We start from the raw sequence: 17,329 nt of genomic DNA on the forward strand, positions 1-17,329 counted from the left end.
GTCTTGCGAGTGCCCACACAGATTGTCTGATTCAATTGTTAAAGAGCATTGCAACCGATGATTCGTTTCCCGGTTGCGAGGCTGCGTATCTTACGCTTTTCGCCTCCGAAGTCAAGCGCTTATTTTCGCTTTTCTTCGCTGCCCGCCGCGGCGTGTCTCAGCTCAGCGTCGGTCAGTGGTGGCGCATTATAGGGAGTTTTACGGCGGTGACAATAGTTTTTTTTGATTTTTTTTCTGTTCGTGTTTTTTTTCCTCAAAATGACGTAACTATCAGCAAAAAGGCTATTTTTGAGGCTCTTTATCACACGATATTTGCAAAAATGCTTCAGAAAAACAATCTACCTGTTCCCAATCAGTGTACTCGATCTCTTTTGTTGTATCTGTTTCTCCTCCAGTCATTCGCATAATGAATTGGATCATAATGCGATCTAACCAGCGATAGCGCGGATAAAACAGAGCTCCAGCAAAGACTCCACATAAATCAGGTTGCCATGGACTTTTAGTTAGGAACTTACGTACATAAGCATTCGTTTCTGGTGTTCTTTTTTCTGGCTTTCTCGCCGTTAAATTGACGCCAAAGAAAGCTGTTGGCATTTGCTTCAACTGTTTTTGATGGCAAATGACAAAATTATGCAATGCAGAATTGAAACGCCCATAACGTATCGATGCACCTATCATTACTTTTTGGTAAGACATCAAATTTATCTGTTTCACTGTAGAAAGATTTCTTAAATCATATTCAATACCAGCACGACGGAGATTCTCTGCTATACGGGTAATAATTTTTTTGGTTTGTCCATCCTGAGTGGAATAGATCAATAAATAGCTCATAGATACGCCCTTATTAAACAGCGATTCTCATATAAAGGTTCAATAGATCACTATTCGCGCCAAAAAGTTGGTGTAAATAGAACTAATAATGTGAATACTTCCAAGCGTCCAAATAGCATAGTAACAACCAATATCCATTTAGCTGCCGGGCTCACTGTTACAAAGTTATCAGCAACCGTTCCTAATCCTGGTCCCAAATTATTCAATGTTGCAGCTATGGCAGAAAAAGCAGAACGTTCGTCAATACCTGTTGCGATCAGTGACAACATACCAATAATGAAAACAAGTGCGTAGGCTGAAAAGAATCCCCATACTGCTTCGATAATGCGTTCAGGTAATGCCCGCTGTCCTAATTTAATGGTATACACCGCATTCGGATGCACTAAACGTTTTAATTCACGAGAGCCTTGCAAGAACAATAACAAAATACGGATAACTTTGAGACCTCCTCCCGTAGAACCCGCACACCCCCCTATAAATGCAGAACATAACAACAGGAAAGGTAAAAATAGAGGCCACCCTTGAAATTTTTCAGTTGTAAATCCAGCAGTTGTTGCCATAGAAACAACTTGAAAAAAAGCGTGATTCAATGCCTCTAATTCTGATTCATAAACGGAATGCTGCCATAATATCAGCATACAAATTACCAATAATGCTAATTGAATTGTAATGAACATCCGAAACTCTGGATCACGCCAATACACTTTCAAACTTCTTCCAGAAAGGACGGCAAAATGCAGGCCAAAATTACAACCCGAAATCAATAAAAAAATGGCAATAATAATATTGATGGTTGGACTATTGAAAAAGCCGATACTGGTATCATGAGTGGAAAATCCACCAATTGCGATGGTAGAAAAACTATGAGAAATAGCATCAAATACCGACATTCCTGCGGCCCACAATGCCACCGCACAGGATATGGTTAATAAGACATAAATTAGCCAGAGCGTTTTTGCTGTTTCTGCGATACGGGGACGCATTTTATTGTCTTTCAGTGGTCCCGGCATTTCGGCGCGATAAAGCTGCATACCCCCAACACCGAGCAGAGGTAAGATTGCTACAGCCAGAACGATGATTCCCATGCCTCCCAGCCATTGCAACATTTGTCGGTAGAACAAAATGGCCTTGGGAAGATGATCAAGACCAACTAATGTCGTGGCTCCTGTTGTCGTCAAACCAGAAAACGATTCAAAAAAGGCATCTGTAACTGAAAGATTAGGTTCTTCAGAGAAGATAAACGGTAATGCCCCTACACTTCCCAATACAGTCCAAAAAAGGACGACAATCAAAAAACCTTCTTTAGGTTTAAGATCATATTTTTGATCACGATTGGGTGCCCATAATATTAAGCCAATGACAAGGGCACAGATGAATGTCTGGCTAAATGCTCTACCTGCACCATCACGATAAATTAATGCCACCACTCCCGGAATAATCATCGTGACAGAGAAAAGAATGACAAGTAGTCCAACAATACGGGTTATGGTGCGAAAATGCATTCGGCTTGGTTCCTTAGAAATCAGGTATAACAAATCACTATGATTTTGGTATTAAAAACAAAGCACCACGGCTTAAGTTCCGTAATTTATCACCTATCTCCCCAGCAAGAGCAGCTGGCAGTGAAACTTGCAATGTGACATTTTCAGCGTAATCACTGGCAATCACATGTCCGGAGAATTGATGCAGCAATTGTTCCACCATTGAAATATGCGAATATTCACATTGTAACTGGTACAGTTTCTGCGGTACTTTGTATTCGGTTTGCAACAATTTCAAAGCTTGCTGCACGCCATTACCATAAGCTTTTACCAATCCTCCTGTACCAAGTTTTATGCCACCAAAATAGCGAACAGATACCGAGGTAATTTCTCCCAGACCACTTCCTATTAACTGAGCAATCATGGGCTTACCGGCTGTTCCGGTAGGTTCACCATCGTCAGAAAACCCCAATTGCTGTGAGTCATCCGGCGCACCAGCCACAAAAGCCCAACAATGATGGCGAGCATCAGGATATTGCTCTTTTATGCTTTGGATAAATAACTTAGCTTCATCCACCCCGCTGGTATGCTCCAGCAGGGTAATGAAACGGCTCTTTTTTATTTCTTCAGTAAAGCTGACTGAAGCCGCAGGAATCAAATAAGGCTTCATTACGATAAGTGTAAATCTCTGGTCATATTTTCAATTTTTCCATCGTGAATAACGATGTTATCTTCAATGCGAATACCACCATAAGATTTCAGCATTTCGATTTTTTTCCAGTCGAAATGCTGACGATATTCACTTTCACGCCACTGTGCTAATAAAGTTTCAATGAAATAAATCCCGGGCTCAATGGTCAAAACCATTCTTGGCTCCAAGATACGGGTGCAGCGCAAATAAGGATGCATTTCCGGGGCAGCCAGATGGGTTCCACTATCATTTTGCATAAATCCAGCAGCATCATGTACCTGCAAACCTAGAGGATGACCGAGACCATGCGGAAGAAATGGTGTTGTCAATCCTTTCTCAACCATACTTTCTTCACTGATTCCATGAATAATATCATGTTTTTTCAGTACATTGGCTATACGTTGATGCATCTTAATATGGTAGTCAGTATATCTGGTTCCCGTTTTAATCGTACCGATTATCGCCAGCTGTTCTTCATTCAGAGCTTTTATCAATGAGGCGAAATCGTTATTAGATTTTGCGGAATAGGTTCTAGTAATATCCGCTGCATAGCCATTATATTCAGCCCCAGCATCAATCAAAAAACTACGAATTTCAGAAGGTACTTTCTGTCGTAATTTATTGTAATGTAAAACAGCCGCATTCTCATTCAAGGCAATAATATTATCATAGGGAACATCCGTATCACGATGCCCCGTTGCCATCAAATAAAACATATTGATCTCGAATTCACTCACACCAGACAAAAATGCATCATAGGCTGCCTGATGACCATTAACGGCCGTTTTCTGAGCCTCACGCATGCAAGCCAATTCATAATCTGTTTTATATGAACGATGGTAGCTTAAATAATCCAAAACAACTTTTGGATTGATATTGTGATCAATAATTCCCAAAGATCTAGCACGCTCTGTTTGTTCACCAATATAAGCTGTATTTTGTTTTGATAATCCATTCAGTTTTGTGCTGATATCTTCAGCATTTGCCAAATGAATCATTTCTATTTCTTCAGTCCAGTAGCCATTAGGCAGTGGTTCTACACTGTGCCAATAATCTACTGGTGAATAAAACCAAAGTTTGGGTTTATTAACACCATCAATCCATAACCAGCAATTCGGCACTTTAGTCACAGGCACCCAAGCCTTAAAGTGTGCATTTACCTTGAAAGGATAATGACTGTCATCAAGAAAAACACGTAATGATTCACCTGAGTGAATAAGCAGGGCGTCAAGCTGAGTCCGAGCCAAGATTTCGCAGGCACGTTTTTGTAAGGTTTTAATGTGTTCGTGGTACAGAGATGCCAACTTTTCCATCTTAATTAGCCTTTTGATTTACTGACGGGAGCTTAAATATTACCACAACTCGTTATTATGGGAGCTATGACGTAAAAATCCGCCTCTCTAAAATTAAGCAACTATATTTATATTTTTCAAGGTTATAACAAAATATATTGCTACCCGTCATAAATCTTACCTGTGATCTGCCCTACAAAAAGTTAATCATTGGTTTGCATTAAATTAACACAGTAATCACAATCAACCTCATCTGGTCATACCAGATGGTATGCACTCATTGAGGAGAATGACATGCTCTACCTAAGTGAAACTATTCAAGTAAAATGGCTGAAAGATGGCATTGCTGAACTGATCTTCAATGCACCAGCCGCAATTAATAAATTAGATACCAAAACAGTTACCTCATTGGATAAAGCCGTTTCTGCTCTTGAGCAAGAGCCTGAACTGAAAGGGTTAGTATTACGCTCTGAAAAACAAGCCTTTATTGTCGGCGCAGACATTACAGAATTTTTATCACTATTCAATGCACCTGCAGAAAAATTGCATGAACTGCTGAATCTTGCCAACAATATTTTCAATCGTATAGAAGATCTCCCAGTTCCAACTATTTCCGCTATTAATGGCTACGCCCTTGGCGGTGGATGTGAATTGGCACTTTCAACAGATTTTCGCGTTGCATCCCCAGAGCTCCGCATCGGCTTACCAGAAACTAAACTGGGTATTATGCCTGGATTCGGGGGTTCTGTTCGTCTGCCCCGTTTGATTGGTACAGATAATGCTCTCGAAATCATTTCTGCAGGAAAAGATATTAATGCAGAGGAAGCACTGAAAAATGGCTTGATTGATGCCGTAGTTTCTGCCGAAAAATTGACTGATTCTGCCATTTCAGTTTTAGAACAGGCCATTTGTGGAGACTTGGATTGGAAGGCGGCTCGTCAGCCTAAGCTGATGCCACTGAATCTCAATGAGATCGAACGTACCATGAGTTTCTCCGTAGCAAAAGGTATGGTCATGAAGGTTGCCGGCCCTCATTATCCAGCACCAATCACTGCGGTAAAAACCATTGAAAAAGCCGCTACACTAGGTCGCGATGAAGCCTTGAAACTGGAATCTGCTAGTTTTGTATCGTTAGCACACACATCCGTTGCACGTGCTTTAGTAGGCATTTTCCTGAATGACCAATATGTCAAAGGGCTGGCAAAAAAACACCTGCAAACCGTCACAACACCTGAACATGCAGCAGTACTGGGTGCAGGGATCATGGGTGGAGGTATTGCCTATCAATCAGCGCGCAAGGGCGTTCCTGTCTTGATGAAAGACATCAATCAAAAAGCGCTGGATTTAGGTATCAATGAAGCGGCTAAATTGCTGCATAAACAATTTGAGCGTGGACGCTTAGACGCCATGAAGATGGCCAAAATTCTGGCATCCATTCGGCCAACGCTTAATTATGCTGGCATTGAGCAATCTCAGATCATTGTTGAAGCTGTTGTTGAAAATCCTAAAATTAAAGCTGCAGTTCTGGTAGAAACAGAATCACACATCAATGATGACTGCATTCTGGCTTCTAATACCTCGACTATCCCAATCACTGAATTAGCAAAATCGCTAAAACGCCCAGAAAACTTCTGTGGTATGCATTTCTTTAACCCAGTACATCGTATGCCGTTGGTTGAAATCATCCGCGGAGAAAAAACTTCAGACAAGACTATTTCAAGTGTTGTCGCATATGCCAGTAAAATGGGTAAAACACCCATCGTTGTCAACGACTGCCCAGGTTTCTTTGTAAACCGTGTATTGTTCCCATATCTGGCTGGTTTTGGCATGTTGCTGCGTGATGGTGGAGATTTCCGTCAAATCGATAAAATCATGGAAAAAGAGTTTGGCTGGCCAATGGGTCCTGCTTATCTCCTTGATGTTGTCGGCATTGATACTGCCCACCACGCACAAGCTGTCATGGCCCAGGGTTTCCCAGACCGTATGAGCCGCGATTACCGGGATGCCATTGATGTATTATTCGAAAATCAACGTTATGGTCAAAAAAATGGCGTTGGTTTCTATAAATATACCCAAGATAAAAAAGGCAAACCGAAAAAAGAGCAGGATCAAACTACCGATCAGTTATTGGCAGGCATCGGTAAACCGAAACATACTTTCTCTGGCGAAGAGATCATTGCACGAACCATGATCCCAATGATTAACGAAGTTGTTCGCTGCTTAGAAGAAGGTGTTATTGCCAGCCCAGCAGAAGCGGATATGGCCTTAGTGTATGGTTTAGGTTTTCCTCCATTCCATGGCGGTGTTTTCCGTTATCTGGATACAATGGGAACTGCAGCCTACGTGAAGATGGCAGAAAGTTATGCTCATTTGGGCGCACTTTATCACGTACCCGCTGGCCTGAAAGCAAAATCCGAAAGCAATGAAAGTTATTACCCTGCACCAGCAGAACTTGCTGTTAATCCAGGTGAAAAAGTGTGAGGTCTGAAAACATGGAAAACGTAGTTATTATTGATGGTATCCGTACCCCAATGGGGCGCTCAAAAGGTGGTGTATTCCGTCAGGTCCGTGCCGAAGATCTCTCCGCACATCTGATGAAATCAATACTCAAGCGCAATACCGCTGTTAAGCCTGAAGATATTGATGATATCTCTTGGGGATGTGTGCAACAAACACTTGAACAAGGGTTTAATATTGCACGCAATTCTGCTTTGCTGGCAGGTATTCCCCATTCAGTTCCCGCTGTAACAGTTAACCGCCTCTGCGGTTCTTCAATGCAATCACTGCACGACGGCGCCCGCATGATTATGACTGGCGATGCCAATATTGTTATGGTTGGCGGCGTTGAGCATATGGGGCATGTTCCCATGGCACACGGAGTTGATTTTCATTCCAAATTAAGCCGTAATGTTGCCAAAGCAGCAGGTGTTATGGGGCTGACAGCGGAAATGCTGGCCAAAATGCACAATATTAGCCGCGAAATGCAGGATGAATTTGCCCTGCGTTCCCATCAACGCGCGGCACAAGCAACCAAGTCACAAGCTTTCGCCAGCGAAATCGTTCCTATATATGGGCATGATGCTGATGGAAATCTAAAACTCGTCGATTTTGATGAAGTGATCCGCCCAGACACTAATCTAAAAGATTTGGCTGCACTGCGTCCTGTTTTTGATCCTGTCACCGGAAGCGTTACAGCGGGAAACTCTTCAGCGCTGTCTGATGGTGCTTCTGCAATGCTGATCATGAGTGAAAGCAAAGCCAGGGAATTAGGATTAAAACCTCGCGCTCGTATCCGTTCAATGGCAGTTGTCGGTTGTGATCCTTCTATTATGGGTTATGGCCCTGTTCCTGCAACACAAATGGCCCTGAAAAAAGCCGGATTAAGTCTTGCAGACATTGGCGTAATGGAATTGAACGAAGCATTCGCAGCACAATCTCTGGCTTGCATGAAAGGACTGAATGTTTTGGATAGTATGGATGACAGAGTCAACCTGAACGGAGGTGCAATTGCTCTTGGCCACCCACTAGGATGTTCTGGTACTCGTATCACAACCACTCTGCTTAACTTGATGGAACGTAAAGATGTCCAGTTTGGGCTATCAACCATGTGCATCGGGTTAGGTCAAGGCATTGCTACGATTATTGAAAGAGTATAAAACAGCTAGAAAGAGTAACTGTCGATTGAAATTTAATAATTTTTTCCCTTGTCTGTCTTGTCTATTGCGTCACTCTAAATAAGTTGTTGCCGTAGTTTCCCGCCTGTCAGGGGCGGGTTTTTTTATTTTTATCGTTTTATTTTACTGACAAACAACTCAAATAAACTCAAATGCATCTCCATACATGCGATCGATAGAAGCATCGCGTTCACTACAAAACCGTTCACGAGCAATTTTTGCCATCTCAAAGCGACCTGCAATGTAGATATCATGGTTTGACAAATTACCGAAATCTTCCAAAACTGCACTAAGAACTGTCCCCGTTCTCCCACGCCAGTGTTCATCAACCTGTTCAACTACAGGAACAACAGTCAAATTAGGGTGATTTTTACTCAATGATTGTAACTCATCCAAATCATACAGGTGTTGCAACTCCCGTCCTCCCCAATAGATAGAGATTTCTCTATGGGGATTTTCTTCCAAAGCCGCCAACAAGATAGAACGTGTATATGAAAATCCCGTTCCGCCAGCAATTAATAACATAGGATTTTCACTACCTTCACGAAACCATGCTTGACCATGTGGAATATCAATATCAATGACTTTCTGATCCAGAATCCTATCCATTACTGCCATCGCATAAAGATTCAGCTCAGAAGCACCAATATGCAATTCAATTATCTGTTTTTCTGATGGTGATGATGCCATGGAGAAAGGGCGTTTATCCCTTTCATCCATAACCACCATCAAATATTGCCCTGCACGAAAAGAAAAAGGTGAATCAGGCAATAAACGAACTCGGTAAACTGTATCTGTAATGGAGTCAACTGAAGTTACTTTACAGCTCAATGTTGTCATGCGTTCCCTCTTATTGCTTCAAAATATCTAATTGATCCCAAATTTCATCGACACGGGTCCGAATCTCATCGCTCATCACTATCGGACGCCCCCATTCCCTTTGTGTCTCTCCTGGCCATTTATTTGTTGCATCCAGCCCCATTTTTGAGCCTAGCCCAGAAACAGGAGATGCAAAATCGAGATAGTCAATTGGTGTATTTTCCATTAAGACAGTATCTCTTTGCGGGTCCATTCGCGTTGTTATCGCCCAGATGACATCATTCCAATCTCTCGCATTGATATCATCATCACAAACGATAACAAATTTAGTGTACATAAATTGCCTCAGATATGACCAAACCCCCATCATCACTCGCTTGGCATGACCTGCATATTGTTTTTTCATTGTAACGATAGCGAGCCGATAGGAGCAGCCTTCTGGTGGTAAGTAAAAATCTACAATTTCAGGAAATTGTTTTTGCAGTATTGGTACCAGGACTTCATTCAACGCAACGCCCAGAACTGCGGGCTCATCCGGTGGACGCCCAGTGTAAGTGGAATGATAGATAGCATCGCTGCGCTGAGTAATATGTGTCACCGTAAATACCGGGAACATATCTACTTCATTGTAATAACCGGTATGATCGCCATATGGCCCTTCCGGTGCCATTTCATCAGGCTCAATGTAACCCTCAAGGATAATTTCAGCACTGGCGGGCACTTCCAGATCATTAGATATACATTTAACAACTTCCGTTTTGTGCCCACGCAATAATCCAGCAAACGCATATTCGGATAAAGTATCAGGAATTGGAGTAACCGCCCCCAATATCGTGGCAGGATCGGCCCCCAATGCAACGGACACAGGAAAACGCTCTCCCGGATTGGCCTGACACCACTCCTGAAAATCAAGTGCACCACCACGATGTGATAACCAACGCATAATCAACTTATTTTTACCCAATACCTGTTGACGGTAGATACCCAGATTCTGGCGCTCTTTATTAGGCCCCTTAGTCACCGTCAATCCCCATGTAATCAATGGGGCGGCATCTTCCGGCCAACAATGCATAACTGGAATATGGGTAAGATCCACCTCATCTCCTGCCCAAATTTGTTCCTGACAAGGCGCAGAACTAAGGCGTTTGGTTGGCATGTTCAAAACCTGTTTAAATTTAGGCAATTTATCTACCAAATCACGAAATCCTTTCGGTGGCTCAGGTTCTTTAAGGAAAGCCAATAATTTACCAACATCATGTAATGCCTTAACATTATCCTGCCCCATTCCCATAGCAACACGTTTAGGTGTCCCAAACAAGTTGCACAACACAGGCATCGAATATCCCTTCGGATTTTCAAATAATAAAGCAGGACCACCGGCACGAAGAGTACGATCTGCAATTTCAGTCATTTCCAGATATGGATCAACCTCTATACGAATTCGTTTTAATTCACCTGATTGTTCCAACAAGGAAAGAAAGTCTCTTAGATCGTGATATTTCATATTGTTCATTTGTGCCGATTTTTAAGGAGGGAGAGCCATTATAAGCCCTCCCATGAGGGTTACAAGGTAAACTCATAACTTGCCAAAAAGCAATGGACTTAGTGCAATCTTGTGGATCAGATTCTTCAGATGCAACGGAATGGTACCCAATCAGCTAAAATCTGCGTACCAAATTGCTCAGGAAATGTTTTATTATTACCGGGGGAGTTTACCATTACTCAGCAAAAATACTTCCATCTTCCGTTTCCTTTGTGAAAATCAAATAATTATATCATTCATGCACTAGTGATGGATTTTCCACCATTAACGTAATATATAGGCTTTAATTGAAAATAAGCACTGCAGACTATAGAAAAATACAGATTACACTTAAAATAACTTCTATCTTTACTAATGACCCTTTAGTACTAGTTTTGTTATGCTAGATATTCTATGCAATGGAGTCGAAATATTATGGGAACAAAGGGACCGGGGTGGCGTCTTCTTTACTGTAAACGAGGGCAAGTTTTTCGGGCAATAGAGCATTTAGAAAGGCAAGGTGTTATTTGCCTGACACCGACAGTCAAAATTGAAAAAATCAGACGGGGCAAGCGAGCCACTGTTACTGAGCCACTGTTTCCCAATTATCTGTTTGTTTACTTTGATGCAGAGGTTATCCATACCACGACCATTAAATCAACACGCGGTGTAAATTATTTCATTCAGTTTAACACTCGAGAACCAGATATTATTCCACAAACATTAATTGATGAGTTAATGTCTATCACAGAGCAGGAATATATTGCACCAGAGACCCCAATTACTGGTGATACGGTCTTGATTACTGAAGGTGCTTTCGAAGGCATCCAAGCAATTTATAACGAACCGGATGGGGAAACCCGATCCATTATCTTGCTGAAGATTCTTAATAAAGAAGTCCCTAAAATATTAGATAATAAGCATTTCATCAAAATTTAATCAGAGAACGGGCAAAATTGCCCGTTTTCAGTGTTTATTGTCTATATTATATAGCGGAGCAGATTCTCTTTAATAATAACGTGAATAAACTTAGTATTTCTGCTCATGTAACCACTGCGCTACACGCTTGGCAAAATAAGTCAAGACTCCATCAGCACCTGCTCGTTTAAAACACAATAGTGATTCCATAATCGCTGGCTGTTCTTTCAACCAACCATTTTGAATGGCCGCCATGTGCATGGCATATTCACCAGAAACCTGATAAGCAAATGTTGGCACACCAAAAGTATCTTTCACTCGACGAATTACATCCAAATATGGCATACCAGGTTTAACCATGACGCTATCTGCACCTTCCTGCAAATCCTGTGCAATTTCCTGCAACGCTTCATCACTGTTTGCAGGATCCATCTGATAGGTCATTTTATTACCGCCTTTCAGATTACTGCTGGAACCAATGGCATCCCTAAATGGCCCATAGTAACAAGAAGCGTATTTGGCAGAATAAGCCATAATTTGGGTATTGAGATAATTATCCACCTCAAGCTGCTCACGAATGGCACCGACACGACCATCCATCATATCGCTTGGTGCAACAATCTCAGCCCCAGCTTCAGCATGAGATAGTGCCTGCTTAACCAAAATATCTTTGGTAATGTCATTGATAACATAACCATCTTGATCAATAACACCATCCTGCCCATGGATAGTAAATGGATCAAGTGCGACATCCGTCAAAAGACCCAACTCCGGAACAGCATCTTTCAAAGCGCGAACAGAACGTTGAATCAAGCCGTCAGGATTATAGGCTTCTTTCGCATCCAATGATTTTTTGTCCGCTTCAATAACCGGAAACAGAGATAAAACAGGAATACCCAGTCGGGCAATCTCTTCTGCTTCTTTCAGCAAAAGATCGATTGTCAGACGATACACTCCTGGCATTGAAGACACTTCCTGACGCTGATTCGTTCCTTCCATAACAAATACAGGGTAAATCAGGTCATTAACGGTAAGTTGATTTTCAGCAACTAAGCGGCGGGAAAAATCATGGCGGCGCACACGGCGCATACGACGACCGGGAAATGCCCCCGGAAATACATAGCTCATACAGCTCTCCTAATATAAAACCCAGCGACAGAACGCTGGGTTAATAGCCATCGCTTTATGACAATGATGTCAGCACTATCAATCAGTTGGTACTATTAATCAGTTAGTACTATTAATCAGTTAGTACTATCAATCAATTAGCGATAATCATAAATGATTAGAATCAGATTATTTTTTAAAATTACCATCAGTATCACTATCTAATTCTAATTCATCTTCTGGATTGGTGGATTTACGTCTGCCTAATTTTCCAACATAGAACTGCGAAAGCAACACTCCCAACTCAAATAACAAATACATGGGAACAGCCAGCAAAGTTTGTGAGAAAACATCTGGGGGGGTTAACAGCATACCAACCACAAACGCCCCGACTAAAATATAAGGACGTTTTCTTTTCAGAGATTCTGGCGTAACTACCCCACTCCAACACAGAAGAATAATGGCAATGGGTATTTCGAATGAAACACCAAAAGCCATAAAGAGTGCCATGACAAAGCTCAGGTAATTGCTGATATCTGTCGAAATCACAACACCTGCTGGTACCGTCTTGATAAAGAAACCAAACGCAATGGGAAAGACAACAAAATACGCAAATAGCATTCCCAGATAAAACAATACACTACTGGAAAACAGTAGGGGCATAATCAAACGCCGTTCATGCTTATACAATGCCGGTGCAATAAATACCCATACTTGATAGAGGATCATGGGTACCGAAACAAAGATAGACACCATGATAGTTAGTTTAATCGGTGTAAAAAAAGGCGATGCAACATCTGTTGCAATCATATTTGCGCCTTTGGGTAATTGTTCCATTAAAGGAGCAGCAATAAGCCGATAAATGTCATTGGAAAAATAAACCAATGCCAGAAACACTACCAGCACAGTAATTAAGCTATTTAAAATCCGCTTACGCAGTTCAATCAGATGACTGATAAGGGGTTGAGTATCATCCACAGACATGTTTCAGTGTTCGCCATTTGCTTGTTCGGATTTTTTGTTCTGCTGTTCTGGTATTACGCTCGATTTCTTTAACACAACTGGTTCTGAAATTACAGGTCTTGAAACTAACGATTCTGAACTTAACTGCTCTGAATTCGAGTGCTTTTCAGCGGGTTGAGGCATAGAAGAATGAAAATGAGTTTCATCTTCCTCCAATTCCTTCATTTCATCCGGTTTTAATTGATACGTATTTTTCAACGACTCAGCTGCTTCCTTCAGCTCTTCCATTGATGCTTTCAATTCTGGCGACAGTGATTGTAGATCAGCTTTCTCTTCCACTTTTTTCAGCGTGTCCTTAAGTTCTTGCAATTTCAGTTCCTGAGCAAGTTCATTCTGAACATTAGCCGCCAGAGAGCGCAATACCCGAATCCACCCAGCCACTGTTTTGACCGCAATAGGTAAACGTTCCGGCCCCAGAACAACCAAGCCAATGATCATCACCAACAGCAGTTCACTAAAACCAATGTCAAACACGGTTTATACCTGCTCTTTATCTTTACTTTTACTCTCTGATTTTTCAGATTGTGCAGTCATAGACTTTTCAGTGAGATTTTTCGTTTCGAAATCGGCATCCTGACTCATTTTCCCTGGCTGTTCTGGCTTTTCATCATCACTCACTGCCTTTTTGAAGCCTTTTATTGATGCCCCCAAATCTGAACCCAAAGTACGAAGCTTATTAGTACCAAACAGCAGCACGACAATGACAGCAATAATGAGTAATTGCCAAATACTTATACCACCCATACTGACCTACCTCTATTTATCAGAATATTACTAGTGATTTAATTATAACCCACAAATTTTGTGCTCAGAAATAACGTAATCATATCAAGAATTGTAGCTGAATTACTTATAGTTACAGTTATGTTTAATGTTCATCACCATTGACGCTTATTTAAATGACGCCAGCCCAATCCCCATGATGCTATTCCAGCCCCTATCATTCCCCATGCCAGATGCTTCTGACCTATGATGAAAAATAAACTTCCACAGATAAAGAGAGTTGCACCAATTCCCAATAAATAAAGAGATTTGCGTTGCCTAAGCTGTTGGTCCCTGAATTGTTGTGATATCTGATCAATGCTGGTCTGCAAACGGCGGTGCTGTTGGAGCGTGCCATATATTAACTCCGGAAGCTCTGGGAGCTTTTCCGCCCAAGAAGGCGCTTTTTCTTTAAAAGCACGCACAATAGCAGGTAGCCCAATTTGATCATGCAGCCAATCTTCCAGAAAAGGTTTTGCGGTTTTCCACAGATCAAGCTGAGGATAAAGCTGACGTCCCAAGCCTTCTACATACAATAGCGTTTTTTGCAACAAGACTAACTGGGGCTGAACTGTCATATTAAAACGACGGGCGGTATTGAACAGATTCAGCAGAACATGCCCAAATGAGATTTCAGCCAGTGGTTTTTCAAAAATCGGCTCACAAACAGTACGAATAGCAAATTCGAAATCTTCCACATTGGTGTCTGCCGGAACCCAGCCGGAATCAACATGCAGTTCAGCTACACGACGATAATCACGGTTAAAGAAAGCAATAAAATTTTCGGCCAGATAGCGTTTATCCTCTTTATTCAAAGAACCAACAATGCCGTAATCAATGCCAATATAAGTAGGTTCTTCCGGCTTTTCATAACTGACAAAAATATTACCGGGATGCATATCTGCATGGAAAAAACTATCACGAAATACTTGGGTAAAGAATACCTGAACCCCACGCTCAGCCAATAATTTCATATTGGTGTTCTGCCCCTCTAGAGCGGCAACATCTGACACCGGAATGCCATAAATGCGCTCCATAACCAAGACATTCTCCCGACAATAATCAGGATATACTTCTGGAACGTAGAGCATCGGGCTATCTTCGAAATTACGGCGAAGTTGAATGGCATTTGCAGCTTCACGTAATAAATTCAGCTCATCAAGCAGGGTTTTCTCATATTCGCGCACAACTTCACGCGGACGAAGACGCCGGGCATCTGGTAAAAGAGGAGCCAGATTCGCCAAACGATACATCAACCGTACATCAGCTTTAATGACGGGTAGAATATCTGGACGGATGACCTTTAGAACAACTTCTTTACCATTCTCCTTCAACCGGGCAGTATGTACCTGAGCAATAGAAGCAGAAGCCAGTGGCTGTGAATCAAACCCCTCAAACCACGTTTCCAAAGAACCTTCTAATGCAGTTTCAATCGATTTTCGCGCCACTGTACCATCAAAGGAAACAACCCGATCTTGCAACATCGAAAGTTGGTCTGCGATTGCAATTGGAAACAAATCACGACGCGTGGAGAGCATCTGACCAAATTTGATCCACACAGGACCAAGTTCTTGTAATGCCAAACGCAGACGTTCACCGAGAGGCTTATCCTTATGCCTGTTAGGTATCCAAAACAGTAAATAACGCCCAAAACGCAACGGCCATGTCAAACGAATATTGGGGATAAGTTCATCCAATCCGTAGGAAAGAAAGACTCGTATGATAAAGTAAAGCCGCTTAATTTCACTGGGTGTCATGTTTTTCCTCCAGTGCCGCCAACCGTTTTTCAAGCTGAGCTATCTCATTGGTAACGGCATTAACTTCTTCACTGAAATAGGCCACCTCCAAAGCATTGGGAGCCATTTGCCACTCTTCTGTTAATGATTCAATGAAGCACGTTTTCTTTCTTGCAATAGTATTGCTGGCAAATTCAAAACTTTTCTTTATTACCCGACTGATACCTTCGGCGACAATATCACCGACATAGGGGGAAAGATAATGTGCAGGATCCCATTCTGCCATATCCAGCAAAGCTGACCATTGCTGAATAACCTGCATATCCCCTTCAATGACAATTTCGCCACTGTTAATCAGAGCTGAAAGACACTGACGATCCCGTAGCTTAAGTAACGCAGGGAGCGTCGCTTTCATTGAGCAATCTGCTGGTTCTGACCATTGGCTTAATACGTCGACCTGCCTTTCACTGAATACCAATACAAACGGTGTTTCGATTTCTTTCAGTTCAATAGACAGTATTTTACCTGCCAGCCTCAAACGAGCAGGTTTTAATACCGTTTCACGGTATAACAGATGATTCAGAGTCGTTTCCAGAAAGGCCGTTAATATTGTGAACAACACCTTATCATTTAATACCGCAGAACTTACATTATGGTTTAATTCGTTATGGTTTAATGCGTTACAGCTTAATGAAGGTGTTTCCATTTCAGAATTTGAACCCTTTGTGCAGTGCAACGATTCCGCCAGTCATATTGCTGTAAGAGACTTGATCAAAACCCGCCTCTTCCATCATACCTTTTAAAGTTTCCTGGTCAGGGTGCATACGAATGGACTCTGTCAGATAACGGTAACTGTCGGCATCCTTCACAACCATCTGACCGATTCGAGGTAAAATATGGAATGAGTAAGCATCATAAACCTTGCTCAACGGAGCCAATACTGGTTTGGAGAACTCCAGCACCAACAGGCGACCACCTGGCTTAAGCACCCGACACATGGAACGCAGGGCTTTTTCTTTATCTGTGACATTGCGCAAGCCGAAAGAAATGGTAATACAGTCAAAATGGTTATCCGGGAAAGGCAATTCTTCAGCGTTAGCTTGAACATAATTGACGTTGCCTACGATACCAATATCTCGTAATTTTTCACGTCCGACTTTCAACATCGAATCGTTAATATCTGCCAGAACGACTTGACCTTTTTCCCCCACAATTCGGGAGAATTTCGCGGTTAGATCACCGGTTCCACCAGCGAGATCAAGCACTTTATGACCACGGCGAACACCACTTGCCTCAATGGTGAAACGTTTCCAGATACGATGAATGCCAAATGACATCAAATCATTCATTAAGTCATATTTCGAGGCAACAGAGTGGAACACCTCTGCCACCATCTCTTTTTTCTCTTCTTTGGCTACGGTGCGGAAACCAAAATCAGTGGTTTCTTTTGATTGATCTGCCATGTTATTTGTC

16 protein-coding genes are annotated in these 17,329 nt (G+C 42.0%); 3 read left to right on the plus strand and 13 right to left on the minus strand.

Annotated features, from left to right (window positions below; all coding sequences use genetic code 11):
• Positions 1–282: 282 nt before the first annotated feature.
• From hemG to pepQ, 4 genes are read right to left on the minus strand one after another with little or no spacing between them, the layout of a single operon-like run.
• A complete protein-coding gene (gene hemG / locus Xvie_RS25690; RefSeq protein WP_086108892.1) occupies positions 283–831 on the minus strand; it encodes a menaquinone-dependent protoporphyrinogen IX dehydrogenase in 549 nt (182 codons plus the stop codon).
• Positions 832–881: 50 nt separating this feature from the next.
• Positions 882–2,333, minus strand: a complete 1,452-nt coding sequence (gene trkH, locus Xvie_RS25685; RefSeq protein ID WP_086108891.1) for a Trk system potassium transporter TrkH — start codon at positions 2,331–2,333, stop codon at positions 882–884.
• Positions 2,334–2,370: 37 nt separating this feature from the next.
• The gene (locus Xvie_RS25680; protein WP_086108890.1) at positions 2,371–2,982 is read right to left on the minus strand and encodes an IMPACT family protein; all 612 of its coding nucleotides are present in this window, start codon (positions 2,980–2,982) and stop codon (positions 2,371–2,373) included.
• Positions 2,982–4,316: a Xaa-Pro dipeptidase gene (gene pepQ / locus Xvie_RS25675; protein WP_086108889.1), complete on the minus strand. Its 1,335-nt coding sequence runs from the start codon at positions 4,314–4,316 to the stop codon at positions 2,982–2,984. The genes Xvie_RS25680 and pepQ overlap by 1 nt, the downstream gene beginning before the upstream one ends.
• 273 nt (positions 4,317–4,589) lie before the next feature.
• Here pepQ and fadB point away from each other — a divergent pair, with 273 nt between their 5' ends.
• Together fadB and fadA are read left to right on the plus strand one after the other, a co-directional pair.
• Positions 4,590–6,776, plus strand: coding sequence for a fatty acid oxidation complex subunit alpha FadB (gene fadB / locus Xvie_RS25670; RefSeq protein ID WP_086108888.1), 2,187 nt, complete (start codon positions 4,590–4,592; stop codon positions 6,774–6,776).
• A gap of 11 nt (positions 6,777–6,787) precedes the next feature.
• Positions 6,788–7,951, plus strand: coding sequence for an acetyl-CoA C-acyltransferase FadA (gene fadA / locus Xvie_RS25665; protein WP_086108975.1), 1,164 nt, complete (start codon positions 6,788–6,790; stop codon positions 7,949–7,951).
• A 156-nt stretch (positions 7,952–8,107) separates the two neighbouring features.
• Here the strand turns inward: fadA and fre are convergent, their stop codons facing one another.
• Positions 8,108–8,809, minus strand: a complete 702-nt coding sequence (gene fre / locus Xvie_RS25660) for an NAD(P)H-flavin reductase (RefSeq protein WP_086108887.1) — start codon at positions 8,807–8,809, stop codon at positions 8,108–8,110.
• A gap of 10 nt (positions 8,810–8,819) precedes the next feature.
• Positions 8,820–10,292, minus strand: a complete 1,473-nt coding sequence (gene ubiD / locus Xvie_RS25655; protein ID WP_086108886.1) for a 4-hydroxy-3-polyprenylbenzoate decarboxylase — start codon at positions 10,290–10,292, stop codon at positions 8,820–8,822.
• A gap of 453 nt (positions 10,293–10,745) precedes the next feature.
• On the opposite strand from ubiD, the gene rfaH reads away from it, so the two are divergent.
• On the plus strand, positions 10,746–11,249 hold the full coding sequence (gene rfaH / locus Xvie_RS25650) for a transcription/translation regulatory transformer protein RfaH (protein ID WP_086108885.1): 504 nt from the start codon (positions 10,746–10,748) through the stop codon (positions 11,247–11,249).
• A gap of 90 nt (positions 11,250–11,339) precedes the next feature.
• Here rfaH and hemB read toward each other — a convergent pair whose 3' ends face one another.
• From hemB to ubiE, 7 genes are all read right to left on the minus strand, one after another.
• Positions 11,340–12,356, minus strand: coding sequence for a porphobilinogen synthase (gene hemB / locus Xvie_RS25645; protein WP_086108884.1), 1,017 nt, complete (start codon positions 12,354–12,356; stop codon positions 11,340–11,342).
• A 168-nt stretch (positions 12,357–12,524) separates the two neighbouring features.
• A complete protein-coding gene (gene tatC / locus Xvie_RS25640; RefSeq protein WP_086108883.1) occupies positions 12,525–13,319 on the minus strand; it encodes a Sec-independent protein translocase subunit TatC in 795 nt (264 codons plus the stop codon).
• Between the two features lie 3 nt (positions 13,320–13,322).
• Positions 13,323–13,832 carry a Sec-independent protein translocase protein TatB gene (gene tatB, locus Xvie_RS25635; RefSeq protein ID WP_086108882.1) on the minus strand — a complete coding sequence of 170 codons (510 nt, stop codon included), beginning with the start codon at positions 13,830–13,832 and terminating at the stop codon, positions 13,323–13,325.
• 3 nt (positions 13,833–13,835) lie between these two features.
• A complete protein-coding gene (gene tatA, locus Xvie_RS25630) occupies positions 13,836–14,102 on the minus strand; it encodes a Sec-independent protein translocase subunit TatA (protein WP_086108881.1) in 267 nt (88 codons plus the stop codon).
• A 134-nt stretch (positions 14,103–14,236) separates the two neighbouring features.
• Positions 14,237–15,877: a ubiquinone biosynthesis regulatory protein kinase UbiB gene (ubiB, locus tag Xvie_RS25625; RefSeq protein ID WP_086108880.1), complete on the minus strand. Its 1,641-nt coding sequence runs from the start codon at positions 15,875–15,877 to the stop codon at positions 14,237–14,239.
• Positions 15,864–16,562, minus strand: a complete 699-nt coding sequence (gene ubiJ / locus Xvie_RS25620) for a ubiquinone biosynthesis protein UbiJ (RefSeq protein ID WP_086108879.1) — start codon at positions 16,560–16,562, stop codon at positions 15,864–15,866. Before ubiJ ends, ubiB begins: the two co-directional genes overlap by 14 nt.
• A gap of 1 nt (position 16,563) precedes the next feature.
• On the minus strand, positions 16,564–17,319 hold the full coding sequence (gene ubiE, locus Xvie_RS25615) for a bifunctional demethylmenaquinone methyltransferase/2-methoxy-6-polyprenyl-1,4-benzoquinol methylase UbiE (protein WP_086108878.1): 756 nt from the start codon (positions 17,317–17,319) through the stop codon (positions 16,564–16,566).
• Between the last annotated feature and the right edge of the window lie 10 nt (positions 17,320–17,329).

This window comes from Xenorhabdus vietnamensis (assembly GCF_002127535.1).
Classification (GTDB): domain Bacteria; phylum Pseudomonadota; class Gammaproteobacteria; order Enterobacterales; family Enterobacteriaceae; genus Xenorhabdus; species Xenorhabdus vietnamensis.